Annotated in this window: 22 protein-coding genes and 1 riboswitch; of the genes, 10 read left to right on the forward strand and 12 right to left on the reverse strand. The window is 74.4% G+C overall.

The window, feature by feature from the left end:
- Positions 1-109: 109 nt before the first annotated feature.
- The 4 genes from AB2U05_RS04030 to AB2U05_RS04045 all read right to left on the reverse strand — a co-directional run bounded on the left by AB2U05_RS04030 (position 110) and on the right by AB2U05_RS04045 (position 5,465).
- Entirely contained in the window at positions 110-1,696 is a 1,587-nt protein-coding gene (locus AB2U05_RS04030; RefSeq protein WP_369182455.1) for an alpha-amylase family glycosyl hydrolase, read from the reverse strand.
- Between the two features lie 135 nt (positions 1,697-1,831).
- Positions 1,832-2,422, reverse strand: coding sequence for a bifunctional 4-hydroxy-2-oxoglutarate aldolase/2-dehydro-3-deoxy-phosphogluconate aldolase (locus AB2U05_RS04035; RefSeq protein ID WP_369182456.1), 591 nt, complete (start codon positions 2,420-2,422; stop codon positions 1,832-1,834).
- 125 nt (positions 2,423-2,547) lie between these two features.
- Positions 2,548-4,164 (reverse strand): amidohydrolase family protein, encoded by a 1,617-nt coding sequence (locus tag AB2U05_RS04040; RefSeq protein ID WP_369182457.1) that lies wholly within the window; start codon positions 4,162-4,164, stop codon positions 2,548-2,550.
- Positions 4,164-5,465 carry an alanine racemase gene (locus tag AB2U05_RS04045; RefSeq protein ID WP_369182458.1) on the reverse strand — a complete coding sequence of 434 codons (1,302 nt, stop codon included), beginning with the start codon at positions 5,463-5,465 and terminating at the stop codon, positions 4,164-4,166. Before AB2U05_RS04045 ends, AB2U05_RS04040 begins: the two co-directional genes overlap by 1 nt.
- A gap of 224 nt (positions 5,466-5,689) precedes the next feature.
- Here AB2U05_RS04045 and AB2U05_RS04050 point away from each other — a divergent pair, with 224 nt between their 5' ends.
- From AB2U05_RS04050 to AB2U05_RS04065, 4 genes are all read left to right on the forward strand, one after another.
- A complete protein-coding gene (locus AB2U05_RS04050; protein ID WP_369182459.1) occupies positions 5,690-6,820 on the forward strand; it encodes a sugar kinase in 1,131 nt (376 codons plus the stop codon).
- A complete protein-coding gene (locus AB2U05_RS04055; protein WP_045708968.1) occupies positions 6,817-7,566 on the forward strand; it encodes an IclR family transcriptional regulator in 750 nt (249 codons plus the stop codon). Before AB2U05_RS04050 ends, AB2U05_RS04055 begins: the two co-directional genes overlap by 4 nt.
- Before the next feature lie 35 nt (positions 7,567-7,601).
- The gene (locus AB2U05_RS04060; RefSeq protein ID WP_045697975.1) at positions 7,602-8,009 is read left to right on the forward strand and encodes a RidA family protein; all 408 of its coding nucleotides are present in this window, start codon (positions 7,602-7,604) and stop codon (positions 8,007-8,009) included.
- Positions 8,010-8,167: 158 nt separating this feature from the next.
- The gene (locus tag AB2U05_RS04065) at positions 8,168-8,887 is read left to right on the forward strand and encodes a DUF2470 domain-containing protein (RefSeq protein ID WP_369182460.1); all 720 of its coding nucleotides are present in this window, start codon (positions 8,168-8,170) and stop codon (positions 8,885-8,887) included.
- On the opposite strand, the gene AB2U05_RS04070 is transcribed toward AB2U05_RS04065, so the two are convergent.
- Both AB2U05_RS04070 and AB2U05_RS04075 read right to left on the reverse strand, forming a co-directional pair.
- Entirely contained in the window at positions 8,888-9,613 is a 726-nt protein-coding gene (locus AB2U05_RS04070) for a hypothetical protein (RefSeq protein WP_369182461.1), read from the reverse strand.
- 322 nt (positions 9,614-9,935) lie between these two features.
- On the reverse strand, positions 9,936-10,916 hold the full coding sequence (locus AB2U05_RS04075; RefSeq protein WP_369182462.1) for a peptidoglycan DD-metalloendopeptidase family protein: 981 nt from the start codon (positions 10,914-10,916) through the stop codon (positions 9,936-9,938).
- A 2-nt stretch (positions 10,917-10,918) separates the two neighbouring features.
- Positions 10,919-11,100: riboswitch (cyclic di-AMP (ydaO/yuaA leader) on the reverse strand.
- A gap of 395 nt (positions 11,101-11,495) precedes the next feature.
- On the opposite strand from AB2U05_RS04075, the gene AB2U05_RS04080 reads away from it, so the two are divergent.
- Positions 11,496-12,956 (forward strand): MFS transporter, encoded by a 1,461-nt coding sequence (locus AB2U05_RS04080; RefSeq protein WP_369185890.1) that lies wholly within the window; start codon positions 11,496-11,498, stop codon positions 12,954-12,956.
- Between the two features lie 23 nt (positions 12,957-12,979).
- Here the strand turns inward: AB2U05_RS04080 and purB are convergent, their stop codons facing one another.
- The 4 genes from purB to AB2U05_RS04100 all read right to left on the reverse strand — a co-directional run bounded on the left by purB (position 12,980) and on the right by AB2U05_RS04100 (position 16,241).
- Positions 12,980-14,419 carry an adenylosuccinate lyase gene (gene purB / locus AB2U05_RS04085; protein ID WP_369182463.1) on the reverse strand — a complete coding sequence of 480 codons (1,440 nt, stop codon included), beginning with the start codon at positions 14,417-14,419 and terminating at the stop codon, positions 12,980-12,982.
- A 100-nt stretch (positions 14,420-14,519) separates the two neighbouring features.
- On the reverse strand, positions 14,520-14,975 hold the full coding sequence (locus tag AB2U05_RS04090; RefSeq protein ID WP_045697965.1) for a MarR family winged helix-turn-helix transcriptional regulator: 456 nt from the start codon (positions 14,973-14,975) through the stop codon (positions 14,520-14,522).
- 82 nt (positions 14,976-15,057) lie between these two features.
- Positions 15,058-15,441: a DUF3037 domain-containing protein gene (locus AB2U05_RS04095; protein ID WP_045698046.1), complete on the reverse strand. Its 384-nt coding sequence runs from the start codon at positions 15,439-15,441 to the stop codon at positions 15,058-15,060.
- 44 nt (positions 15,442-15,485) lie between these two features.
- Complete coding sequence (locus tag AB2U05_RS04100; protein ID WP_045697964.1) at positions 15,486-16,241, reverse strand: HipA family kinase; 756 nt, start codon at positions 16,239-16,241, stop codon at positions 15,486-15,488.
- A gap of 162 nt (positions 16,242-16,403) precedes the next feature.
- Between AB2U05_RS04100 and AB2U05_RS04105 the strand changes: the two genes are divergently transcribed.
- Positions 16,404-17,762: an NAD(P)/FAD-dependent oxidoreductase gene (locus AB2U05_RS04105; protein WP_045697963.1), complete on the forward strand. Its 1,359-nt coding sequence runs from the start codon at positions 16,404-16,406 to the stop codon at positions 17,760-17,762.
- 76 nt (positions 17,763-17,838) lie between these two features.
- Here AB2U05_RS04105 and AB2U05_RS04110 read toward each other — a convergent pair whose 3' ends face one another.
- A complete protein-coding gene (locus AB2U05_RS04110; protein ID WP_369182464.1) occupies positions 17,839-19,041 on the reverse strand; it encodes a GDSL-type esterase/lipase family protein in 1,203 nt (400 codons plus the stop codon).
- A gap of 159 nt (positions 19,042-19,200) precedes the next feature.
- Positions 19,201-20,538, reverse strand: a complete 1,338-nt coding sequence (locus AB2U05_RS04115) for an aminotransferase class I/II-fold pyridoxal phosphate-dependent enzyme (RefSeq protein WP_369182465.1) — start codon at positions 20,536-20,538, stop codon at positions 19,201-19,203.
- A gap of 35 nt (positions 20,539-20,573) precedes the next feature.
- Between AB2U05_RS04115 and AB2U05_RS04120 the strand changes: the two genes are divergently transcribed.
- The 4 genes from AB2U05_RS04120 to AB2U05_RS04135 all read left to right on the forward strand — a co-directional run bounded on the left by AB2U05_RS04120 (position 20,574) and on the right by AB2U05_RS04135 (position 24,247).
- Positions 20,574-21,242 carry a pyridoxamine 5'-phosphate oxidase family protein gene (locus AB2U05_RS04120; protein WP_045697959.1) on the forward strand — a complete coding sequence of 223 codons (669 nt, stop codon included), beginning with the start codon at positions 20,574-20,576 and terminating at the stop codon, positions 21,240-21,242.
- A gap of 14 nt (positions 21,243-21,256) precedes the next feature.
- Positions 21,257-21,961 carry an FMN-binding negative transcriptional regulator gene (locus AB2U05_RS04125; RefSeq protein WP_063773522.1) on the forward strand — a complete coding sequence of 235 codons (705 nt, stop codon included), beginning with the start codon at positions 21,257-21,259 and terminating at the stop codon, positions 21,959-21,961.
- Between the two features lie 117 nt (positions 21,962-22,078).
- Entirely contained in the window at positions 22,079-23,488 is a 1,410-nt protein-coding gene (locus tag AB2U05_RS04130) for a sugar porter family MFS transporter (RefSeq protein WP_045697956.1), read from the forward strand.
- 57 nt (positions 23,489-23,545) lie between these two features.
- Complete coding sequence (locus tag AB2U05_RS04135) at positions 23,546-24,247, forward strand: dienelactone hydrolase family protein (protein ID WP_045708961.1); 702 nt, start codon at positions 23,546-23,548, stop codon at positions 24,245-24,247.
- The last annotated feature ends 36 nt before the right edge of the window (positions 24,248-24,283 follow it).

The following is a 24,283-nucleotide window of genomic DNA, read 5'->3' on the forward strand; positions in this document are numbered from 1 at the left end:
TCAAAACAAGGTGGCAAAACCAACCAATGAGGGTGGTAAATGCAACCATCTATGGATGTAGCTTACAACTATCCGCCACTGCGGGAAAGCCCTCCCGCTCCGGCGCCCGTCAGCCCAGCTCGAACACCCCGTACGAGAACCCGTCCGCCCGCAGCTCGCCGTCCGCCACCCGCACCCCCTGCGCCTCCAGCGGCCGGACGGCTCCGCCACCCTCCGGCAGCCGCACCGCGCCCGGCTCCCGGCGCGGGTTCACCGCCACCAGGTACCGCCCGTCCCGGGTGTACACCAGCGGGTACCCGGCGTGCCGGACGTCCACCGAGCCGGCGGAGCCCAGCCCCGGGTGCGCCCGGCGCAGCGCGATCAGGCGGCGGACGGTGTGCAGCAGCGAGGTCGGGTCGGCGCGCTGGGAGAGCACGTCCGGGCGGTGCGGGTCCGGGTCGACCGGCAGGTACAGCCGCTCGGCCGGGGCGGCGGAGAAGCCGGCGGTCGGGCCGGGCGCCCACTGCATCGGGGTGCGCGAGCCGGCCCGGTTGAAGCGCGGGCCGAGCACGCTGCCCTCGACGTCCGGCAGCCCGGGCAGGTAGCGCATGCCGATCTCGTCGCCGTAGTAGATCGCCGGCAGAGTCGGCCAGGTGAGCAGGAAGGCGAAGGCGGGGGCCAGTTGCTCGGCGGTGCGCGGGCCGGTGGCGAGCCGGGAGAAGTCGTGGTTGGCGGTGGGCAGCACGATCTGCCCGTCGCCGCTGGTGAGTTCGGCCGCCGAGCGCCAGGCGTCCAGGAAGGGCTGCGGGGTGCCGCTCCCCTCGGCCTCGAAGTAGCAGGCGTCCTGGCGCCAGAACTCCTCGACCGTCCCGCCGTTGTTGTTCCACAGCGAGCGCAGCGGCAGGCCGTGGTCGGCGCCGCCGAAGTGCAGGAAGAAGTCGGCGTGGAAGCCGGCGGCGACGGCGGCGGCCGGGTCGCCCCACTCGGCGAACAGCGCCGCCTCGGGGTGGGTGCGGTCCAACCAGTCGCGGGTCTCGGTCCAGAGCTTGGCGGTCTCCGCCTTGTCCGGGTCGTCCTTGACCAGCGAGTACGCCATGTCGACCCGGAAGCCGGCCACGCCGAGGCCGAGCCAGTGCGCCATGATCCCGCGCAGCGCGGCCCGGTTGGCGCGCGGGCCCTCGGCGTCCACCGGCTGGCGCCAGGGCTCCTCCGAACTGCTGCGCGCGTAGCCGAAGTTGAGCGCGGGCTGGCAGTCGAAGAAGTTCGGCCGGTACCAGCCGGGGCGGGCACCGGGCGAGGCGACGAAGCCGTCCACCTGCCGGTCGGACCAGATGTACCGGTGGTCGGACGGGTCCTCGGCGGAGGCCAGGAACCAGGGGTGGCGGTCGGAGGTGTGGCCGGCGACGAGGTCCAGCAGCACCCGGATGCCCCGGCCGCGGGCGGCCTCGACCAGCGCGACCAGGCCTTCGGTGTCGCCGTAGCGCGGGGCGGCGGCGAGGTAGTCGGTGATGTCGTAGCCCGCGTCGCGGAACGGCGAGGCGAAGCAGGGGTTGAGCCAGACCGTGTCGACGCCGAGCCAGGCGAGGTGGTCCAGGTGCTCGGCGATGCCCGCGAAGTCGCCGATGCCGTCGCCGTCCGAGTCCGCGAAGCTCTGCGGGTAGATCTGGTAGAGGACGGCGTCGGCGAGCCAGTGGGGGCCGGGGCGGGTCGAGGTCATGGGGTGGGTCCTCCTGCCGGGTCCTGGGCCTGGGGGCTGAAGCTCGGGGCTGAGGCTCGGGGCTGAGCCGGATGCCCCCGATTCTCGTCCAATCCCGCCCGCCCCGACAGTCCGCCGCCCAAGCGACAGGCCCGCCTACTCCCGAACCGCGCAGGCCGCCGTGAACGCCCGGGCCCGCCGGGTGATCTCCGCCCAGTCCCCCGCCGCCACCGCCTCCGGCGGCACCACGTCCGTGCCCGCGCACACGGCGAGCGCGCCCTGCCGCAGGAACTCGGCCGCGTTGCCCGCGTTCACCCCGCCCGAGGCGACCAGCGGCACCTGCGGGTACGGGCCGCGCAGGTCCTTGAAGTAGCCGGGGCCGAAGGCCCGGGCGGGGAAGATCTTCACGGCGGCGGCCCCGAGGTCCACCGCGTGCGCCACTTCGGTCGGGGTGAGCGCCCCGAGCACCACCGGCACCCCGGCGGCCCGCGCTGCCCGCGCCACCTCGGGCCGGCAGCCGGGCGTGACCAGGAAGGACGCCCCGGCGGCGATCCCGCGCTCGGCCTGCTCGGCGGTGAGCACCGTCCCGACGCCGACCCGCCGGCCGGCCCGCGCGGCCAGCTCCAGATGGGTCGTCACATCCGGTGTGGTGAAGGTGAGTTCGGTGAAGCCGATGCCGCCCTCGGCGAGCGCGGCGCACAGCGCGGCGGCGTCCGGTATCCGGGGCGCGCGGACCACCGCGATCACCGGTCCGGTGCCGGCCCGCAGCTCGGCCCGGAAGTCGGCCGAAGTCCCCTGCTCGGACGGCGCATTGACGGGCGGCGCATTGACAGGCGACGAACGGACAGGCGACGAACGGACAGGCGGAGCGTTCACAGGGCCATGACCCCTCGGTCGGTGCGGCGCAGGGCGCGCCCCGGGCGGGCGCCCGTGGTGCGGCCCTGCCGGACGACGGCGGTGCCGTTGACGTACACGTACGCGATGCCCTCGGCGGGCAGCCGGGGGTGTTCGAAGGTGGCGGCGTCCCGGACCAGGTCCGGGTCGAAGAGCACCAGGTCCGCGTGGTGCCCGGGGGCGATCCGGCCGCGCCCGTGCAGCCCCAGCCGGGCGGCCGGGCGGCCGGTCATCCGGGCGACCGCCTCCTCCAGCGTCAGCACGCCCGACTCCCGGCTGTAGCGGCCGAGGTAGCGGGGGAAGGTGCCCCAGGCGCGCGGGTGCGGGCGGGCACCGACGAGCAGGCCGTCGCTGCCCGCGGTGTGCGCGGGGTGCCGCATGATCGCGCGGACGTTCTCCTCGTGCCCGACGTGCTGCAGGATCGTGGTGGCCAACTCGTCCCGGACCAGCAGGTCGAGGAAGACCTCGGTGCCGCCGCGCCCCTGCTCGGCGGCGAGTTCGGCGACGGTCCGACCGATCGCGCCCGCCAGCTCCGCCGAACCCACCCCGGACACCTGGACGGTGGCCCAGTCGGCGACGACGCCGTGGCAGCCGTCGCTGCCCTGCTCCTCCATCGCGTACCGGATCCGCTCGCGCACCGCCGGGTCGGCGAGCCGGGCCAGGGTCGCCGCCGGCCCGCCCTCGCCCGCCCAACTGGGCAGCAGGGCGGCCAGGGTGGTGGAGCCGGGCAGGTACGGGTAGCTGTCCAGGGTGAGGTCGACGCCCTCGGCGAGCGCCGCGTCGACCAGCGCCAGCAGCTCTCCGGCCCGGCCCCGGTTGACACCGAAGTTCATCGTGGCGTGGGTCAGGTGCAGCCCGCAGCCGGACCGCCGGGCGATCTCCACCATCTCCGCGTAGCCGGCCAACGCGCCCTCGCCGTACGAGCGCTGGTGCGGCGCGTGGAAGCCCCCGTAGGCCGCGACGACGGTGCACAGGTCGACCAGTTCGGCGGTGTCCGCGTACATCCCCGGCGTGTAGCTGAGGCCGCTGGACATGCCGACCGCGCCGTCCAGCAGCCCCTGCGCCAAGTGCTGGCGCATCCGGTCGAGTTCGGCCGGGCTCGGCGCCCGGTCGGCCCAGCCCATGGCGAGCATCCGCAGCGTTCCGTGCGGGACGAGGTAGCAGGCGTTGACGGCCGGCCCGGTGCGGTCGAGCCGGTCCAGGTAGCCGGCGACCCCGCGCCAGTCCCAGTCGAAGCCCGCCGGATCGCCGTTCCAGCCCGCCAGTTGACGGCGCAGCGCGGGCAGCGTGGTGTCGTCCACCGGGGCGTACGAGAGGCCGTCCTGGCCGAGCACCTCGCAGGTGACGCCCTGGGTGACCTTGGCCGGGTGCTCGGGTTCGAGGAGCAGTGCGAGGTCGGAGTGGGCGTGCATGTCGATGAACCCGGGGGCGAGGACGAGCCCGTCCGCGTCCACCACGGACGGCCCGCCCAGCCCCGACCCGATCTCGGCGATCAGGCCGCCCGCGATCCGCACGTCGGCCCGGCGGCGCGGCGCCCCGGTGCCGTCGACGACCGTCGCGCCCTTGAAGACCTCGTCTCTCTCCCCGTCCGCCATCAGAAGAACGTCCTGACCAGGCCGGTGACCTTCGGCTCGGCGGCGTCGGCGCTGTCCAGGACCGGGATCGCCGTCCACTTGTCGAAGGCCGTGCACGGGTGCGAGACGCCGAGCCGCAGCACCGCGCCGACCGGCGCGAGATCGCCGGCGTCGCGCAGGAAGGCGTGCTGGTCGTTGAGCGCGGTGATCCGGGCCGTCGTCCCGGTCAACTCGGCTCCGCCGCGCACCTGTTGCGGTTCGGGCAGGCCCTCGTCGAAGGGCAGGTCGCGCTTGCCGGCGTCCAGCAGCGCGAGTTGCGGTTCGGGCCGGGAGGCCACCCGGGCCCAGCCGTGCAGCGCGCTGCACAGCGGCGCCCGTCCGGTGCCGCGGGCGAACGGCGAGACGCCGCGGTAGAAGCCGTCGTCGTGGGCGAGGTAGGCGCCGGAGCGGAGCACCACCAGGGCCTCCGGCAGGCCGGCCGTCTCCTCGACGACCAGGTCGAAGTAGGCGCTGCCGCCGGCGGTGACGACCGGTGGCGCGTCGTCGGGGTAGGCACGGGCGAGCCGGCCGTGGAGTTCGCCGAGGGACGTGAGGTAGCCGCGGACGGCGGCGAGCGCGTCCGGTTCGGCGTCGTGGGCGAGCGCGCCCTCGTAGCCGCCGACGCCCGCGAGCCGCAGGGTGGGGGCGCGCAGGACGGCGGCGGCGATCTCGACGGCCGCGTCGACGCCCCGGGCGCCGGTCCGCCCGCCGGGGCCGCCGAGTTCGACCAGCACCTCGACCGGCCGTTCGGCGCCGGCGGCGCGCAGCGCCTCGTCCATCAGCAGCACGCTCTCGGTGGAGTCGACCCAGGAGACGAAGGCGAAGGCCGGGTCGGCGGCGAGTTCGGCGGCGAGCCAGGCCAGCCCGGCCGGGTCGAGCAGGGTGTTGGCGAGCAGGATGCGCCGCACCCCGAAGGCCCGGGCGACGCGTACCTGCGGGAGGTTGGCGAGGGTGATGCCGTGGGCGCCGGCGGCCAGTTGGGCCTGCCAGAGGGCGGGGGCCATGGTGGTCTTGCCGTGCGGGGCGAGCGCGACGCCGGCGGAGGCGCACCAGTCGGCCATGGTGCGCAGGTTGTGGTCGAGGGCGGCGGCGTCGAGGGTGAGCAGCGGGGTGCCGAGGTCGCCGAGGGTCGGCCCGGTGGCGAGCCAGTCCCGGACGGTGTGCCCCCAGGACTGCGGCGGAGCGGCCTTGAACCGCCAGTCCAGGGTCTCGTCGGCGAGGGCGGACACCGCACCCTCGGCGATGCCGGGTCCGGGGACGCTCCTTGCGAAAGTCTGCTCCACCGTCTTCTCTCCCTCGCACGTGTTGCAACATGTGCAACGCTGGTTGCACATGCTGGCATCATGGTTCTAGCATCGGCGCCGGATCACGGTCAACGGACCGTGCACCGGCTCACCGACCGGCACGTGACGCGCCGACGCCGGTCGGTCCTTGATCAACGCCTCGACCGGCGCGGGAGGTTCAGCCGGTCCCGGCGCCGAAGCGCCGCAGACGAGGAGCCCCGCAGATGCCGAGCCACGACACCCCCGCCCCGCCCCGCCCCGGCCCTCCCCCGGCCGCGGTGTGCGTGGGCGAGTCGATGGCCGTCCTGCTCCCCGACCGCCCCGGCCCGCTGGAGGCCGTGGAGACCTTCCGGCTGTCCGTGGGCGGCGCCGAGTCCAACGTGGCCGGCGCACTGGCCGCCCTCGGCGCGCCCGCCGCCTGGATCAGCCGCGTCGGCGACGACGGCTTCGGCCGCCGCCTGCTCGCCGAACTGGCCGCCCGCGGCGTCGACGTCTCCGCCGTCTCCGTCGACCCGCACCGCCCGACCGGCCTCTACCTCAAGGAGGTCGGCGGCGCCACCGGCCACCGCCACGACCTCGGCCCCGGCCGCAGCCGCCTGCACTACCACCGCCGCGGCTCCGCCGCCGCCGCACTCTCCCCCGCCCTGCTCGCCGACCCGGCCACCGCCCGACTGCTCGCCGGGGCCAGGCTGCTGCACCTGTCGGGCATCACCGCCGCCCTCTCCGACGACTGCCTGGCCCTGCTGCGCGCCCTGCTCGCCGAGCGCCGGCCCGGACGGCTGGTCAGCTTCGACCTCAACTGGCGCCCGGCGCTGTGGCGCGACCGCGACCCGGCCGTGCTGCCGCCGCTGCTGGACGCCGCCGACGTCCTGCTGCTCGGCGCCGACGAGGCGCGGGACGCCTTCGGCACCGGCGACCCCGCCGCCCTGCGCCGCCGTTTCCCCACCCCCGCGACCGTCGTCGTCAAGGACGCCGCCCGCCAGGTCACCGCCCTGGACCGGGACGGCACGGCGGTCACCGAACCCGCCCTCGCCGTCGACGTGGTCGAGGCCACCGGCGCGGGCGACGCCTTCGCAGCCGGCTACCTGGCCGGCACCCTCCGCGGCCTCGACCAGCGCGGACGGCTACGGCTCGGCCACCTCAGCGCCGCCTGCGCCCTGACCGCCCCCGGCGACCAGGCCGAGCTGCCGCCCGCCCCCGTCGCGGCCGCCCTGCTCGCCGCCTCCGCCGCGGACTGGGCCGCCACCCGCGTCACCGCCGACGGCATCACCTCCCCCGCCCTACCCGACGCCGAACACCCCCCGCGCCCGGGCACAATGAGCGGCATCCCCGACCCCCGGAGCCGAGCCCGATGAGCCAGACCGTCACCCGCGCCCTGCGCATCCTCGCCCAGCTCGGCGAGGGCGAGCGCTCCCTCGACCAGCTCGCCGAGGTGCTCGGCGTCCACAAGACGACCGTGCTGCGACTGCTCCAGAGCCTGGAGGAGGAACGGTTCGTCTACCGCGACGCCGCCTACCGCTACCACCTGGGCGCCGGCCTGTTCGCCCTCTCCGGCCTCGCCCTGGAGCAGCGCGGCATCCGCCGCATCGCCGCCCCGCACCTGGCCGAACTCAACGCCGCCACCGGCCAGACCGTCCACCTGGCCGCGTACGAGGGCGGCGAGGTCGTCTACATCGACAAGTTCGACTCCCGCCACCCGGTCAGGATGTACTCCCGGATCGGCCTGCGCGCCGCCCTGCACAGCGCCGCCGTCTCCAAGGTCCTGCTCGCCGACCTGCCACTGCCCGAACGCCGCCGGGTGGTGGCCGGCATCGACTTCACCCCCCACACCCCGCGCACCCTCACCACCCCCGAGGCGCTGCTCACCGAGCTGGAGCAGGTCGCCGCCCAGGGCTGGGCGCAGGACCACGCCGAGCACGAGGCGTTCATCAACTGCGTGGCCGCCCCGATCCGCGACGCCACCGGACGGGTCGTCGCCGCGGCCTCCCTCTCCGTGCCGGACGTCGTCCTCCCGTACGAGCAGGTGCTGGACCTGCTCCCCCAGTTGCTCGCCACCACCCGCGCCGTCTCCGCCGACTGCGGCCGCCCCGACCACACCTGACGCACCATCACCTCACGAAGGAGCCAAGGAGCCCCATGTCCGACAAGGTCGAGATCCGCACCGACGGCGCCCCCGCCCCGGCCTGGATGTTCTCCCAGGGCGTCCGCAAGGGCCCGATCCTCCAGGTCTCCGGCCAGGGCCCGCAGGACCCGGCCACCGGCGAGTACCTCCACCCCGGCGACGTGAAGGCGCAGACCCGCCGCACCCTGGAGAACGTCAAGGCCATCGTCGAGGCCGGCGGCGCGACCATCGAGGACGTGGTGATGTTCCGCGTCTACCTCACCAAGCGCGCCGACTTCCCCCTGATGAACGAGGTCTACGCCGCGTTCATCGACGAAAACATCGAGCCCGGCGGCGTGAAGCCCTGCCGCACCACCGTCTTCGTCGAACTCCCCCAGGAGCCCATGCTGGTCGAGATCGACGCCCAGGCCGTCATCTCCTGAGCCCACCCGATCTCCCGCCCCCACCCGATCTCCCGACCCCACCCCCGAAGGGCCCGGGCGCACACGCCGCCCGGGCCCTTCGGCGCGCCCCCACACCCACTTGCCACACCCCCACGCGGACATTAGGTTAGGCTCACCTAACTTACTGGAGGTCCGCCATGACCCTGCCCGCCGGCGACGCCGAGGCGCCCGAGCCCACCACCGCCGAACGGGCCCTCAGCCTGCTCGACACGGCCTCCTCGCTCACCGTCCGCGCCCTCGGCGAGCAGCACGACCTGGACACCCCGGTCAGCGTGCACGGCTCCCGCCTGCGGCTGTGGGCCCCGCTGGACGCCCCGCTCACCTCGGCCGCCGCCCGGGCCACCGGCGGCCTCGCCGTCGTCCTGGACGTCACCGACGTCGCCCCGGTCGCCGTCCGCGACCGCATCCGCGCCCGCCTCACCCTGGCCGGGCGACTGCACCTGGCCCACCTCGCCGACGACGGCCTCGGCGTCCACCTGCGCGTCGACGTAGCCCACGCCGTCCTCGCCACCCCGTACGGCACCGGCGCGCTCACCGCCGCCGACCTCGCCCTCGCCGCCCCCGACCCGCTGGCCCGCCACGAGGCCGCGCTGCTCACCCACTTCGCCGACGAGCACCCCGACGCCCTCACCGTCCTCACCCGCCTGCTCGACCCGGCCCTGCTCGCCCGCCACCCCGAGGTCCGCCCGTTCGCCCTGGACCGCCACGGCCTGGTGCTGCGCCTGGACCACCCGGACGGCCACCGCGACGTCCGCCTGGTCTTCCCCCAACCCGCCCGCGACACCGAGGACTTCGGCCACCGGATGCACGAGCTGCTCACCGCGGCCGAGTACGGCCTGCCGACCCGCCACCGGTAGTCACCGCTCGACGGCGTCCTCCAGCACGATCCGCCCCAGCCGCGCGTACAGCTCCGGCCGCCGCCACCGCACCGCGAGCGCCAGCCCGATCCCGCCCAGGAACACCCCGACCACCAGGTACGGGATCAGCCGGAACAGCAGGGTGCCCGCCGCGACCCCGGCCGCCGCGCCCCGGTTGAGCACCAGCAGCACCAGCGCCACCCCGAGCACCTTCGCCGTCAGGTGCAGGTCGAACCAGGCCGTCACCCCGATCGCCGCCAGCCCGAACAGCGCGTACCAGCCCCAGCCGAGCTCCACCCCCAGCTGAGCACGCACCAGCCCGCGCAGCGCGTAGGCGAAGAAGCCGAGCACCGAGGCCTCGAACACGATGTACGCCAGCACCGCGAGCAGCCCGGAGGCCATCCCGACGACCCGGCCGAGCCCGTGCGAGACGTAGCCGTAGAACGCGCCGGCGGCCGTGATGTGCCGGGCCATCGCCACGTACCCGACCGAGAACACGGTGAGCACCGCGGTCGCCACGACGTACGCGGCGGGCGCGCCGACCCCGTTGCCCTGCCCGACGACGATCGGCAGGTTCCCCGTCATCGCGGTGATCGGGGCGGCCGTGGCGACGGCCATGAACACCACGCCCGGCAGGCCGACCGAATCGGCCTTCAACCGGTCGATCCCGCGTGCCCCGCCGACCGCGCCCGACCCGCCGACCGCGTCCACACCCCGTACGGCCATCCGGCCTCCTCGTCCGCCCGGCCCGCCCGCCCGCCGGACCGGGCCGGGCACTGACGACCGACAGCATCGGCGCGCCGCCGAACGCCTCGCAAGCCGCGCCGCCCCGAAGTTGACGCCGCGTTCGAGAGCCGGCCGGCCCCGCGAACGCGAAAGCGGCCGGCCCGGCCACGCGAGGAAAGTCTCGCGAGGCCGGGCCGGCCTGGGCGTGTCCCGCGCCCATGTCCACCGGTGCAGCGGTCATCCGGTCGAGCGGTCACCCGACATGACCATCCCGGAGGGCCGATTCGCCCCGCACCGGCGGTGGTTCCTGAACCCGGAGGGGTTACAGCGCGACGCCGTGCGCCCGCAGGTAGGCGACCGGGTCGATGTCCGAGCCGTACTCCGGACCGGTGCGGATCTCGAAGTGCAGGTGCGGGCCGGTCACGTTGCCGGTCGCACCGGACAGGCCGAGCTGCTGGCCGACGGTGACGGTCTGACCGATCTTCACGCCGATGACGGACAGGTGCGCGTACTGCGCGTAGTGGCCGTCGGCGAGCTTGATCTCGACCTCGTTGCCGTAGGCGCCGCCGTTGCCGGCCTTGACCACGACACCGTTGGCGACCGCGCGCAGCGGGGTGCCGGTGGAGGCGACGAAGTCCTGGCCGGTGTGGTGGCCGGAGGCCCACATCGAGCCGGCGACGCCGTAGGCCTCGCCGAGCACCGGGTTGGCCAGCGGCGCGACAAAGCCGGAGGTGGCGGCGACCGGGGCGGCGGTGACGGCCTGCGCCGGGGCGGCGACCTGAGCCTGGGTCTGCAGCTGGGCGCCCGGCTTGGCGTTCTCGGTGGTGACCTGGAGGTCGCCCTGCGGCGCGGCGGCGGGCTTCTGGGCCGGCGCGGCCGGCTTCTCGGCCGGAGCGGCCGGGGCCGCGGGAGCGGCCGGAGCGGCCGGAGCCGCGGCGTGGCCGGCGACGACGAGCTGCTGGCCCGGGAAGATCAGGTTCGGGTTGGCACCGACGACCGCGTGGTTGCGCTCGTACAGCGCCTGCCAGCCGCCCTGGACGTGCTTGGCGTCGGCGATCTTCGACAGGGTGTCACCGCTGACGACCCGGTAGCTCTCGTCCGCGGAGGCGGAAGCGGCGGCCGGGGCGGCCGGCTTGGCGTCAGCGACGGCGGCAGCGGCAGCAGCCGGGGCGGTGTGCGCGGTGTGGGCCTGGGCGCTCACCACGGTGACCAGCGGGAGGGCGAAGGAGACCCCGGTGACCGCGGTGGCGATGCCGATCCGGGCGGCGCGGGGCAGGGTGATACGACGAGCCTGAGCAGGCATGGAAGTTTCCTCTCCGACGCCTGCGAGGTGAGCTGTCGGGTTCGGGCTGGAGTTGCCCGGCCGCATGTGCGGCTTCACCCCAAGCCGGTCCTGGCCGTCCGCGCGTCGAACACGCGGACACCGGTCCGGCGACTTACCTGTGGGTCCCCCGCTCCTGCCGTACAGAGTTCAGTGCGAGCCACCGGGCAGCGGCAGGACTCGGCGTTCCACCCGGCGGATCCGTCCGGGCTGGCCGGTCGGTCGCTGAACTAAAACCCATCCGTTCGGGTGAAGCAATGTCGATCTCCCGAACGGCGGGCGGCCGCCTCGCCCGCGGTGACCCTCCGCATGATTCACCACACCGTGCGTGCACAATCCATTCACCGGGCGCCACTGATCCACGACCCTGCGCCGAACTCGTCCACGCACCGCATCCGCACGACCACCCCCCGTCGCCGTCGACACACCTCCCGGTGACCCTTGTCACGCACGCCCCCCGGGGCGCAGGATCGGGCCGTGGCCACCTCCGAGGCCGGCACCCTGCGCCTGGGCACCGCGCAGGGTCGCTGGGTACTACTGGCGACGGTGCTCGGCTCCAGCATGGCGATGCTCGACGGCACGGTCGTCAACGTCGCGCTGCCGCGGATCGGCGCCGACCTCGGCGCCTCCCTGGCGTCCCTGCAGTGGACGCTCAACTCCTATCTCCTCACCCTCGCCGGGCTGATCCTGCTCGGCGGCGCGCTCGGCGACCGGTACGGCCGGCGCCGGGTGTTCCTGCTCGGCGTGGTCTGGTTCGCCGCCGCCTCCGCGGCCTGCGCCGCCGCGCCGAACATCGAGGTGCTGATCGCCGCCCGCGCCATCCAGGGCATCGGTGGCGCCCTGCTCACCCCCGGCTCGCTCGCCATGCTCCAGGCCGTCTTCCACCCGGACGACCGCTCGCCGGCGGTCGGCCTGTGGTCCGGCCTGGGCGGGGTGTCGGCCGCGGTCGGCCCGTTCCTCGGCGGCTGGCTGGTGGACGGCCCCGGCTGGCGCTGGATCTTCCTGCTGAACCTGCCGCTGGCCGCCGCCGTGATCGCCGTCACCTCCCGGTACGTGCCGGAGAGCCGGGACGAGAGCGCGAGCGGCCGCTTCGACGTGCCCGGCGCGCTGCTGGCCGCGTTCTCCCTCGGCGCGATCACCTACGCGCTGACGGCCGCCGGGGAGGGCCTGTCCCCGGCCGTCTGGATCTCCGGCGCGCTCGGCCTCGTGCTCGGCGCGGCCTTCCTGGCCGTCGAGCGCCGCACGCCCGACCCGATGCTGCCGCTCGACCTGTTCTCCTCCCGGCTGTTCACCGCGGTGAACCTCGTCACCCTCTGCGTCTACGCCGCCTTCAGCGGGGTGTTCTTCCTGCTGGTGGTGCAGCTGCAGATCGTCTCCGGCTTCTCCCCGCTGGTCTCCGGCTTCGCACTGGTGCCGATCACCGTGCTGATGCTGCTGTTCTCGGCCCGCGCCGGGCGCCTCGGCAAGCGGATCGGCCCGCGCCTGCCGCTCACCTTCGGCCCACTGCTGTGCGCCGCCGGGGTACTGCTGATGCTGCGCACCGGCCCGCACTCCTCCTACTGGCTGGACGTCCTGCCCGCCGTCGCCGTGATGGGCTCCGGCATGACGCTGCTGGTCGCCCCGCTGACGGCGACGGTGCTGGCCGCCGTGGAGGTGCGGCACGCGGGCATCGCCAGCGGCGTCAACAACGCCGCCGCCCGCGCGGCCGGCCTGCTCGCGGTGGCCGCCCTCCCGGCGCTGGCCGGGCTGAGCGGCGACGCCTACCGGGTGCCGTCCTCGGTGGACTCCGCCTTCCGCACCGCGATGCTGATCTGCGCGGGCCTGCTGGCCACCGGCGGCCTGATCGCCTTCGCGACCGTGCGCGGCAACGTCCTGGCCCCCGAGGACGAGGAGCACCCGGTGGCCGAGCCGAACTGCGAGTGGCCCTGCGGCACCACCACCCCGCCGCTCGATCCCGGCCGCGCCCGGACGCCGGAGGGCCCCGCCACCGGAACGGCGGCAGGGCCCTCGTCGACCAACTGACGAACCGTCAGGGGCCGTCCTGATCAGAGGATGTCGGCCGGCGCGTACTTGGCGGCCGCCGGGTACGCGGCCGCGACGGCCTCCACCTGGCGGACGATCTCGGCGACCTGCGCCCCGGCCGCGCCCGTGAAGGACAGCTTGTCGGCCAGCAGCGCGTCCAGCGCGGCCCGGTCCAGCGGGATCCGCTCGTCGGCGGCGAGCCGGTCCAGCAGCTCGTTCTCCCGCGCGCCGGCCCGCATCGCCAGCGCGGAGGCGACGGCGTGCTCCTTGATGACCTCGTGGCCGGTCTCCCGGCCGACGCCCGCGCGCACCGCCCCCATCAGCACCTTGGTGGTGGCCAGGAACGGCAGGTAGCGGTCCAGCTCCGTCTCGATCACGGCGGGGAAGGCGCCGAACTCGTCGAGGACGGTCAGGAAGGTCTCCAGCAGGCCGTCGAAGGCGAAGAAGGCGTCCGGCAGCGCGACCCGGCGCACCACGGAGCAGGAGACGTCGCCCTCGTTCCACTGGTCGCCGGCCAGCTCGCCGGTCATCGAGGCGTAGCCGCGCAGGATGACGGCCAGGCCGTTGACGCGCTCGCAGGAGCGGGTGTTCATCTTGTGCGGCATCGCGGAGGAGCCGACCTGGCCCTCCTTGAAGCCCTCCGTGACCAGCTCGTGGCCGGCCATCAGGCGGATGGTCTTGGCCAGGCTGGACGGCGCGGCGGCCAGCTGGACGAGGGCGGTCAGCACCTCGAAGTCCAGCGAGCGCGGGTAGACCTGGCCGACGCTGGTGAGCACGTTCTCGAAGCCGAGGTGCGCGGCGACCCGGCGCTCCAGCTCGGCGAGCTTCTCGGTGTCCCCGCCGAGCAGGTCCAGCATGTCCTGCGCGGTGCCGACCGGGCCCTTGATCCCGCGCAGCGGGTAGCGGGCGATCAGCTCCTCCAGGCGGCGGAAGGCGACCAGCAGCTCGTCGGCGATCGACGCGAAGCGCTTGCCCAGGGTGGTCGCCTGCGCGGCCACGTTGTGCGAGCGGCCGGCCATGACCAGCTCGGAGTGCTGGGCGGCCAGGTCGGCCAGGCGCACCAGGACGGCGACCGTGCGGTCCCGGACGTGCTCGAGGGACTGGCGGATCTGCAGCTGCTCGACGTTCTCGGTCAGATCCCGGGAGGTCATGCCCTTGTGGATCTGCTCGTGGCCGGCGAGCTCGCTGAACTCCTCGATCCGGGCCTTCACGTCGTGGCGGGTGATCCGCTCACGGGCGGCGATCAAGCCGAGGTCGACCTGGTCGACGACCCGCTCGTAGTCGGCGACGGCGGTCGCCGGCACCTCGACGCCGAGGTCCTGCTGGGCCTTCAGGACGGCGAGCCACAGGTGGCGCTCGAGGACCACCTTGTGCTCGGGGGACCACAGCTGGGCCAGGGTCGCCGAGGCGTACCGGGAGGCCAGGACATTGGGGATCTGGGGCTTCGCGCTCACGCTTCGCAAGCCTAACAGCCGAGGTCACGCCCGGTGCAGGCGCCAGGACGCTACGCCCGTAGAGCCATGGCGCCACTGCCTCGGCGCTCCTACGTCGCCCGCGTCGGCGCTACTGCGCGCCGCCCGAGCGGCCGACCAGCACCGGCAGCACCTGCGCGCAGATCGAGTGCAGCGCGATCCGCTGCTCGTCGGTCATCTCCTCGAAGGCCTGGTGGGTGCGCGCCATCTCGGCACGGATGCGGCCCAGGATCTCCCGCCCCTCGGCCGTGATCACCACGATCTTGACCCGGCGGTCACCCGCGGCGGCCTCCCGGTGGGCGAGGCCCAGGGACTCCAGCCGGTCGACGATCCCGGTGACGTTCGAGGCGTCGCAGCCCAGCCGCCCGGCCAGCGCCCGCATCGGCACCGGCTCCTGCACCGCCCCCAGCGCCTTGGCCTGCGAGGAGGAGAGCCCGTGCCGGGCCGCGGCCGCCGCGAAGTCGTGGAAGTAGGCGGCGCCGACGGCGGCCAGCACCTCCATCAGCTCGGCGTTGGTCGGGACGGTCGTCGTCGCTGTCGAACCCATGGGGCCAGGGTACGGCGAACTGCTTCAGTAACTCAAGATTTGACCACGGCAACCGTCCGCGCGCCGCCGACACCGAGAGTCATTAGAGCACCAGCTGCTCGAACAACCGGCGCAGCTCCGCGTCCGGGTCCGCGGTCAGCCCGGTGTGCACCGGCCCCGGCTGGACGATCGCACTGCGCGGCGCCGTCAGCCAGCGGAACCGCTGCCCGGGGTTGTCCCCCGCGGCCGGACCGGCCGCGGGGCCGCCCTGGCAGACCGCCTCGATCCCCTGCAGCGCCCGCCGCACGCCCTGCACGTCCACCACCGGGTCCAGCGCCAGCAGCCGCCCCTGGTCCAGGTGGGTGCGCGCGGCCAGGTGGCCGCTCTGCCGGCAGTACAGCAGCACCCCGACGTTGACGCACTCGCCGCGCTCGACCCGCGGCACCGCGCGGACCACCGCGTACTCGTAGTCGTACCGCTCGATCACCGCCGGCAGCGCGCCGGACGACGACGGAACGGACAGCGGCTCGGTCATGCGGGTACCTCCGGCAGCCAGTCGCGCGGACCGGCCAGTCGCTCGGTCAACTGGTCGCGGTACGCGGCCCGGACGTCCTCCGGCGAGTCGAAGCCGGGCTCGTCCGCCAGCCAGACCTCCGGGATCTGCGCCACCGCGTCGGCCACCGCCGCCTCCGCGAGCGGCGCCAACTCCCGGTCCGCGCCCGCGAGATCGGGCCGGTGGTGGAGCAGCGCGTGGTCGGCGGCGTCGTACCGGCGGCGGGCCCAGGCGGCGGCGCCGGCCCAGTTGTGGTGGAAGATGAGGCTCGCGCCGTGGTCGATCAGCCGCAGCCCGCCGGTCGCCACCAGCAGGTTGGGGTTGCGCCAGGAGCGGTCGACGTTGCCGATGAGCGCGTCGAACCAGAGCACCCGCCCGGCGAGTTCGGGGTCCACCTCGAAGCAGAGCGGGTCGAAGTTGAGCGCGCCGGAGACGAAGGACATCCCCAGGTTGGTCCCGCCGCTGGCCCGCATCTGGTCCTGGATCTGGTGGTCCGGTTCGCTGCGGGCGAGCACCGGGTCGAGGTCGACGGTCACCAGTTCCGGCACCGGCAGTCCGAGCCGCCGGCCCAGTTCCCCGGCGAGCACCTCGGCCACCAGCGCCTTGCGGCCCTGTGCGGCGCCGACCCATTTCAGCGCGTAGAGCCGCCGGTCGTCGGCCTCGACCAGGCCCGGCATCGAGCCGCCTTCTCGCAGTGGCGTCACGTAGCGGATCGCCGTCACCTCGGGGAGCACGGCGGACAGCTTATCCGGCCCGCCGCACCGTCCTCCTTCCTCCGCCCCGCCGTCCTCCCTCCTCCGCCCCGCCCCGGTGGCAGCCCCCGGTGCTCCGTGCGAGTGTGGCGGGCAGTAACAGGGGACCTTCACGGTACGACCCGCACGGCAAAGGGATGAGCGATGGAACGACCTCGGATCCTGATCGTGGGCGGCGGCTTCGCCGGCCTGGAGTGCGCCCGCCGCCTGGAGCGCAAGCTCGCGCCCTCCGAGGCCGAGATCTCGCTGGTCACACCGTTCAGCTATCAGCTCTACCTGCCGCTGCTGCCGCACGTCGCCGCCGGCGTGCTCACCCCGCAGTCGGTGGCGGTCTCGCTGCGCCGCTCGCTGCGGCGCACCCACATCGTCCCCGGCGGGGCGATCGGTGTGGACCCGGCTTCCAAGGTGTGCGTCGTGCGCAAGATCACCGATGAGGTGGTCGCCCAGAAGTACGACTACCTGGTGCTCGCGCCCGGCAGTGTCACCCGCACCTTCGACATCCCGGGCCTGACCGACTACGCCCGGGGCATGAAGACGCTCGCCGAGGCGGCCTACGTCCGCGACCACGTGATCGCCCAACTCGACCTCGCCTCGGCCACCCTGGACCAGAGGGAGCGGGAGTCGCGGCTGCAGTTCGTGGTGGTCGGCGGCGGCTACGCGGGCACCGAGACGGCCGCCTGCCTGCAGCGCCTGACCACCGCCGCCGCCCGCCGCTACCCGCGGCTGGACGCCCGGCAGATCAAGTGGCACCTGATCGACATCGCGCCGAAGCTGATGCCCGAGCTCGGCGACCCGCTCGGCGAGGCCGCGCTGGAGATCCTGCGCGGCCGCGGCATCGAGGTGTCGCTCGGCGTCTCGGTGGCCGAAGTCGGCGCCGAGTCCGTCAAGTTCACGGACGGCCGGGTGCTGCCGTGCCGCACGCTGATCTGGACGGCGGGGGTGGCCGCGAGCCCGCTGATCGCCACCCTGGACGCGGAGACGGTGCGCGGGCGCATCGCGGTGACGGCCGAGATGCGGGTGCCGCAGTTCGAGGGCGTGTTCGCGTTGGGTGACGCGGCCGCCGTCCCGGACCTCGCCAAGGGCGACGGCGCGGTCTGCCCGCCGACCGCCCAGCACTCCGCCCGGCAGGGCCGCGCGGTGGCCGACAACGTGATCGCCGCGCTCCACAACCAGCCCCTGGAGCCGTACTACCACAAGGACTTGGGCCTGGTGGTCGACCTCGGCGGCAAGGACGCGGTGTCCAAGCCGGTCGGCGTCGAGCTGCGCGGGGTGCCGGCCCAGCTGGTGGCGCGCGGCTACCACCTGATGGCGATGCGCACCAACGCCGCGAAGTTCCGGGTCGGCGCGAACTGGCTGCTGAACGCGACCGCCGGGGACGACTTCGTCCGCACCGGCTTCCTGGCCCGCCAGCCCGCCCGACTGCAGGACTTCGAGTACACCGACGCCTATCTGACGCGCGATCAGGTCAGGTCGCACGCCCAGGCGTTGCTCGCCAAGGGCTGACCGGCGTGCCGCCGCTCCCCGCCCGACCGACCGGGCGGGGAGCGGCGGCACGCACGGGGAGCGGCGGCGCAGCGGGTCAGCGCGCGGTCAGGTACATCCCGCTCGCGTCCCGCCCGGCCGTGTTGCGGCAGGCGTAGTTGCCGCTGGGCTTCGCCCACAGCAGGGTCAGGCAACTGCCGAGCGCCTGCTGCCCGTAGTAGTTCGGGTGCATCGACTCCTGCAGCGCGCCCTGGGTGGTGTTCAGCCCGCCGTCCAGGAACCGCGCCCACTCGCCGGTGGTCGCGGACGGCGGCGTGCTCGCGGTCGGCTGCTGCGCCGAGGTGGAGCAGACCTCGTGGCCCTGCAGCAGGTTGGACAGGTCCAGGAACTGCACGCCCTTGCCGGCGGCGACCCCGGCGAGCGCGGTGGAGATCTGCGGCACCATGGAGTCGCGGGCCCAGTCGGCGTCGCCGTTCCAGAACGGGCAGCCGCCGGTGTCCGACCGGCTCCAGCCGCTCTCGGGGTAGCGCATCTCGGCGCTGCGCGGGATCGGCGAGGGGTAGGACTGCAGCACCAGGCGGTAGTCCCCTTGCGCGTAGCCCGCGTTCGCCATCACCGCTCTGATCTCGTCGATGGCCTTGCCGACCCCCGCCATCGCGGCGGGCATCTTCGCGTCGATCGCCGACTGCTGCGAGCCGTGGCAGTAGCTGTACCAGACCAGGTAGTCCTGCACGCAGGTGGAGATGACGTCGGAGAAGCCGAGGTCGTTGCCCCCGATGGACAGGGTGATCAGCTTGACGTTGTTCTGCGCTGCCACGGTGGCGAGTTGGTCGGCCTGCGGGGCCTCGCCCTTGTAGGCCTGCCCCCCGTTGGAGGCGCGGAAGACGTTGGCGGTGACGGCTCCGGAGCAGGCCAGGTTGATCTGCTTCTGCGCGACGGTCGGGGCGCCGAGCACCTCGGCGACGTCCGAGCGGTCGCACCCGCTCGCGGCGGTGGTGCCGTAGACCAGGCTCGGGTCGTACGAACTGCCGGTCCAGGCCCGGTCGGTGCCGGTGCGGCCGCCGGTGGAGTCGGCGGAGTTGCCCTTCCAGCGACCGGCCTCGCCGGAGATGTAGCTGTCACCCAGGGTGACGCTGGCGGTGGGCCCGCTCGGGGCGGTGGCGGCCCGGGCGGGCGCGGCGGCCAGCAGCCCGCCGGCCAGCAGGCCCCCGGTGGCGAGCGGGAGGGCGAGGGCTGCACTGAGCAGCCGTCTGCCGAGTCGAGGGGCACTGCGGATGATGCTCGTACGGTTTTCGGGCACGGCGAAGGCTCCTGCGGCTCGGTCTCCCCGCGAGTGGGGGCGGGGAGACGCCTGAGGTGTGAGGGAAGGCCGCCGGCCGGTGGCGCCAAGAAGATGGCATGACAACTCGGCCGGGCGCCAGGCCCGTGCAGCAGGTTTCCCAGTTTGTTACCGGCGGGTTCAGACCAGCCGGGAGCCGCTACCGTCCGTTCCCAGCACGGCCGCGAGATCGTCGGCCAGCCGCCCAGCGGATGAGACCTCCAACGCGGCCACGGTGAGCCGCAGTCCGGGCGGCGACTGGAGGCGGTAGCGCGCGCCGGGCGCCGCGACCCAGCCGCGCTGGACCAGCGCGGCCAGCGCGGAGGTCTCGTCCGCCACCGGCACCCAGACGTTCAGCCCGCTCCGCCCGTGCGCCTCGATGCCGTGCGCCGCCAGCGCCGCCAGCAGCGCGTCCCGCCGCGCCCGGTACGCGGCGGCCACCCGCGGCGCCGGTGCCGCGTCGGCGCGCCACAGTTCGGCGACGGTGCGCTGCAGCAGGTGGCTGACCCAGCCGGCGCCGAGCCGCAGCCGTCCGGCGACCCGGCCGACGGTCTCCGCGTCGCCGACCGCCACCGACAGCCGCAGGTCCGGCCCGTAGGCCTTGGCGGCCGAGCGCACCACCGTCCAGCGCCGGGGGCCGGAGCCGGCCAGCGGGTGGTACGGCTGGTCGACGATGCCGTGCCCGTGGTCGTCCTCGATCAGCAGCACCTCGGGGTGCCCGGCGAGGACGGCCCGCAGCGCCTCGGCCCGGCGCGCGGTGAGCGCGGCGCCGGTCGGGTTCTGCGCCCGGCTGGTGACCACCACCGCGCGGGCGCCCTCGGCCAGCGCGGCGGCCAGCGACTCGGGCAGCGGGCCCTCGTCGTCCAGCCGGACGGGCGCGGGCCGCAGCCCCATCGCGGGCAGCAGGTCGAGCAGGCTGCCCCAGCCCGGGTCCTCGACGGCCACCGCGTCGCCGGGGCGCAGCCAGGCGCCGAGGGTGCGCTCGATCATGTCGAGCGAGCCGGAGGCGACGGCGATCGGGCCGCCGGGCAGCCCGTCCGCCTCGAAGGAGGCGCGGGCGAGGTCGAGCAGCGCGGGTTCGACGGCGACGTGCCCGTAGAGGACCGGCTGGGCCCGGGCGGCCTCGGCGGCGGCCGCGAGGGCCGGGCCCAGGTCGGGCAGCAGCGCCGGGTCCGGGTTGCCGTCGGCCAGGTTGCGGGCGTGCGGGGGGACGGGCACCTGGATCTGGTCGCGGGGGGTGAGCTTGGGCCGGGGCAGGATCCGGCTGCCGCGACGGCCGGCGGTCTCGATCACGCCGCGGTCGCGCAGCAGGCGGTAGGCGGCGGCGACGGTGTTGGGGTTGACGCCGAGCTCGGTGGCGAGGTCCCGCAGCGGGGGCAGCGCGGTTCCGGGGGCGAGGCGCCCGCTGCTGACGCCCTGTTCGATGTGGGCCGCGATTTCGCTGGCGCGTCGCCCTTTCAGGGGATAGTCTCCTAGCACAAACCAGATTATGCACTAGTACAACGAGGTCTGTCATGTCGGCCAGCTCAGACGGCTCCCCCTCCTACGCCCGCACCCCGCGCACCACCCCCACCCGCTACAAGGACCGCGCCACCTGGGAGCAGGAGGCGATCCACGCCGTCCTGGACGAGGCCTACATCTGCCACCTCGGCTTCGTCGCCGACGGCGCCCCCGTCGTCCTGCCGACCATCTACGCCCGGGTCGGCAGCCGGCTCTACATCCACGGCTCCACCGGCAGCCGCCCGCTGCGCGCCGCCACCGCCGAGCAGGGCCTGCCGGTCTGCGTCACCGTCACCCTGGTCGACGCCCTGGTCCTGACCAAGTCCGCGTTCAACCACTCGGTGAACTTCCGCTCGGTGGTCGCCCACGGCACCGCCCACCAGGTGACCGACCCGGCCGAGCTCGACGTCGCGCTCGCCGCCCTGGTCGACCACGCGGTGCCCGGCCGCTCCGGCGAGGTGCGCCCGGCCAACGCCAAGGAGCTGGCCGCCACCGCCGTCATCCGGCTGGAGCTGGACGAGGTCTCCGCCAAGACCCGCGCGGACGACGCCGGCGACGACCCCGAGGACCAGGACCTCCCGCACTGGTCCGGCCTGATACCGGTGACCACCGTGCACGGCGCCCCCGTCCCGTACGACGAGGCCGTCCCGCTCCCCGCGCACCTGCGCCGCTACCCCCGCTGAACAGGAGCACGACGATGCTGATCCGCTCCTGGGACCGCGGCGACGAGGACGAGTGGCGCGCCTGGCTCGCCGAGGGCCGCGACTTCGGCCTGCTCGCCGCCAACGGCGCCCCAGGCGAGGGCCCGGTGCTCGTGCCCACGCACTTCCTGCTGGACGTCGAGCACGGCGAGATCCTGCTCCACCTCGCCGCCCCCAACCCGCTGCTGGCCGCCGTCCGCGCCGACCCGCAGGTCACCCTCGCGGTCACCGACGGCTACGCGTTCGCCCCGAGCCACTGGCGCGGCGCGCCGGGCACACCGACCAGCTACTACGCCTCCGTGCACTTCCACTGCACCGCCGAGATCGTGACCTCCGCCGCGGGCAAGGCCGAGATCCTCAACCGCCAGCTGGCGCACTTCCAACCGGAGTCGCCGGAGGTCCGGGTCGTCCCCGGCGAGGGCGAACTGGCCCGCCAGCTGCCCGGGCTGAGCGCCCTGCGGCTGACCGTCCGCGAGGTGCGGGCCAAGTTCAAGTACGACGACAAGAAGCCGGCCGAGGCGCAGCTCGCGCTCGCCGACCGGCTGGCCGAGCGGGCGGCCGGCCCCGGGCGCGCCCGCGACCAGTACGCGGCCGCCCGCACCCAGCTGCTGCGCCGTCACCGCAAGCGCGCCGAGCGTGCCGAGCGCCGGGAGGAGAGTGTCCGCGCCCGGCGCGCGGAGCGCCTGGCCGCCTCCGACTGACTCCGGATCACCCGATCGGGCCCCGCCGCCTTGGCGCGACCCCCGGCCCGCTGTTCGAATGAGACGAATCGCGCCCACTCGGCCGTAGGAGCGGGCCCGTCCACTCGGGGAGCGCGCTTGTCCACACTCAACACCCAGCGGGCCGGCGAGGCCCACCTCGGCCACGTGGTCTTCATCTCCGCGGCCGCCGCGATGGGCGGCTTCCTGTTCGGCTACGACAGCGCGGTGATCAACGGCGCGGTGACGGGCATCCAGAAGCACTTCGCGGTGGGTCACGGCACCACGGCCTTCGTCGTGGCCATCGCCCTGCTCGGCTCGGCGGCCGGCGCGGTGGCCGCCGGCCGGCTCGCCGACCACCTGGGCCGGGTGCGCACGATGCTGCTGGCCGCGGCACTGTTCGCGGCCAGCGGCCTCGGCTCGATGTTCCCGCCGAACATCGAGACCCTGGCCACCTGGCGGGTGATCGGCGGCGTCGCGATCGGCATCGCCTCGGTGATCGCGCCGACCTACATCGCCGAGGTCGCGCCCACCGCCTACCGCGGCCGGCTGGCCTCCTTCCAGCAGATGGCGATCGTGCTCGGCATCACCGTCTCCCAGCTCGCCAACTGGGCGCTCAACCAGGCCGCCGGCGGCGAGTCCACCGGCCACCTCGGCGGCATCCAGGCCTGGCAGTGGATGCTCGGCGTGGAGACCGTCCCGGCCCTGGTGTACGGGCTGATGGCGCTGGCGATCCCGGAGTCCCCGCGCTTCCTGATCGCCGACCACCGGGAGGCGCAGGCCCGCAAGGTGCTGGTGGAGGTGGAGGGCGAGGGCGTCGACCTGGACGCCCGGGTCGCGGAGATCCGCTCGGTGCTGGAGTCCGCGCACAAGCCCCGGCTGAAGGACCTGCTCGGCGGGCGGTTCGGCCTGCTGCCGATCGTCTGGGTGGGCATCGGCGCCTCGGTGTTCCAGCAGTTCGTCGGCATCAACGTGATCTTCTACTACTCCTCCTTCCTGTGGCAGTCGGTCGGCATCAACGAGTCCAACTCGCTGCTGATCAGCCTCTCCACCTCGATCATCAACGTGATCGGCACGGTGATCGCGATGACGCTGGTGGACCGCATCGGCCGCAAGCCGCTCGCGCTGGCCGGCTCGATCGGCATGGCGGCCGCCCTGGGCACCGCCGCCTGGGCGTTCTCCTACCGGCACGGCACCGGCGACACCGCGACGCTGGACGACACCCACGCCACCGTCGCGCTGGTCGCCGCGCACGTCTTCGTGCTCTGCTTCGCCTTCTCCTGGGGCGTGGTGGTCTGGGTGCTGCTCGGCGAGATGTTCCCCAACCGGATCCGCGCGCTCGCCCTGTCCGTCGCCGCCTCGGCCCAGTGGATCGCCAACTGGGCGATCACCGTGAGCTTCCCGGACCTCGCCGACTGGAACCTCTCGGCGACGTACGTCATCTACGCGGCCTTCGCGCTGCTCTCCATCCCGTTCGTGGCCTTCGCCATCAAGGAGACCAAGGGCCGCGCCCTGGAGGAGATGGGCTGACCGGCCCGCCCCCGCACGCACCCCCGCCGCACACGGCCCGACCATCGCGAGGAACCCATGCCTGACCAGGGCGGCTCCCGGCAGAACGTCACCTTCCCGAGCAACGGCCGCACCGCGCACGGCTACCTGGCCCGCCCGCCGCAGGGCGTCGGCCCCGGCCTGGTGGTGGTCCAGGAGTGGTGGGGCCTCACCTCGCACATCGCGGCGATGGCCGACCGCTTCGCCGCCGAGGGGTTCACCGTCCTCGCCCCCGACCTGTTCGGCGGCGCCACCACCCACGACCGCACCGAGGCGGCCCGCTTCAAGCGCGAACTCCCGGTCGAGCGCGCCGTCGAGGACCTGTCCGGCGCCGTCGACTTCCTGCTCGGGCTGGACGGCGTGGTCGGCGACGCGGTCGGCGCGGTCGGCTTCTGCATGGGCGGCGGCTTCGCCCTGCTGCTGGCCGCCCGCGCCGGCGACAAGGTCGCCGCCGTGGTGCCGTTCTACGGCCTGCCGCCGGACCCGGACTTCGACTACCGCGGCCTGACGGCCCATGTCCTCGGCCACTTCGGCGAGTTGGACGGCTCGATCCCGATGGCCGCGGTCGACGAGGCGGCGATCCGGATCGGTGAGGCCACCGACATCCGCCCCGAGATCCACTTCTACCCGGCCGGGCACGCCTTCATGAACGACGAGAACCTGATCGGCACCCACGACCCGCTGCAGGCCCGGATCGCCTGGCGCCGCACCCTCACCTTCCTCTGGGGCCACCTCGGCTGAAAACCTCGGCCGACACCCTCGACTGGCACCCTCGGC

The sequence above is a fragment of the Streptomyces sp. Y1 genome (assembly GCF_041053115.1).
GTDB classification, from domain to species: domain Bacteria; phylum Actinomycetota; class Actinomycetes; order Streptomycetales; family Streptomycetaceae; genus Kitasatospora; species Kitasatospora rubellomurina.

Excerpts from the sequence above, each read along its gene's own strand:
- AB2U05_RS04030 (WP_369182455.1), bottom strand. The coding sequence starts at position 1,696 with ATGACCTCGACCCGCCCCGGCCCCCACTGGCTCGCCGACGCCGTCCTC.
- AB2U05_RS04040 (WP_369182457.1), bottom strand. The coding sequence starts at position 4,164 with ATGGCGGACGGGGAGAGAGACGAGGTCTTCAAGGGCGCGACGGTCGTC.
- AB2U05_RS04050 (WP_369182459.1), top strand. The coding sequence starts at position 5,690 with ATGCCGAGCCACGACACCCCCGCCCCGCCCCGCCCCGGCCCTCCCCCG.
- AB2U05_RS04055 (WP_045708968.1), top strand. The coding sequence starts at position 6,817 with ATGAGCCAGACCGTCACCCGCGCCCTGCGCATCCTCGCCCAGCTCGGC.
- AB2U05_RS04060 (WP_045697975.1), top strand. The coding sequence starts at position 7,602 with ATGTCCGACAAGGTCGAGATCCGCACCGACGGCGCCCCCGCCCCGGCC.
- AB2U05_RS04065 (WP_369182460.1), top strand. The coding sequence starts at position 8,168 with ATGACCCTGCCCGCCGGCGACGCCGAGGCGCCCGAGCCCACCACCGCC.
- AB2U05_RS04070 (WP_369182461.1), bottom strand. The coding sequence starts at position 9,613 with ATGGCCGTACGGGGTGTGGACGCGGTCGGCGGGTCGGGCGCGGTCGGC.
- AB2U05_RS04075 (WP_369182462.1), bottom strand. The coding sequence starts at position 10,916 with ATGCCTGCTCAGGCTCGTCGTATCACCCTGCCCCGCGCCGCCCGGATC.
- AB2U05_RS04080 (WP_369185890.1), top strand. The coding sequence starts at position 11,496 with ATGGCGATGCTCGACGGCACGGTCGTCAACGTCGCGCTGCCGCGGATC.
- AB2U05_RS04090 (WP_045697965.1), bottom strand. The coding sequence starts at position 14,975 with ATGGGTTCGACAGCGACGACGACCGTCCCGACCAACGCCGAGCTGATG.
- AB2U05_RS04105 (WP_045697963.1), top strand. The coding sequence starts at position 16,404 with ATGGAACGACCTCGGATCCTGATCGTGGGCGGCGGCTTCGCCGGCCTG.
- AB2U05_RS04120 (WP_045697959.1), top strand. The coding sequence starts at position 20,574 with ATGTCGGCCAGCTCAGACGGCTCCCCCTCCTACGCCCGCACCCCGCGC.
- AB2U05_RS04125 (WP_063773522.1), top strand. The coding sequence starts at position 21,257 with ATGCTGATCCGCTCCTGGGACCGCGGCGACGAGGACGAGTGGCGCGCC.
- AB2U05_RS04135 (WP_045708961.1), top strand. The coding sequence starts at position 23,546 with ATGCCTGACCAGGGCGGCTCCCGGCAGAACGTCACCTTCCCGAGCAAC.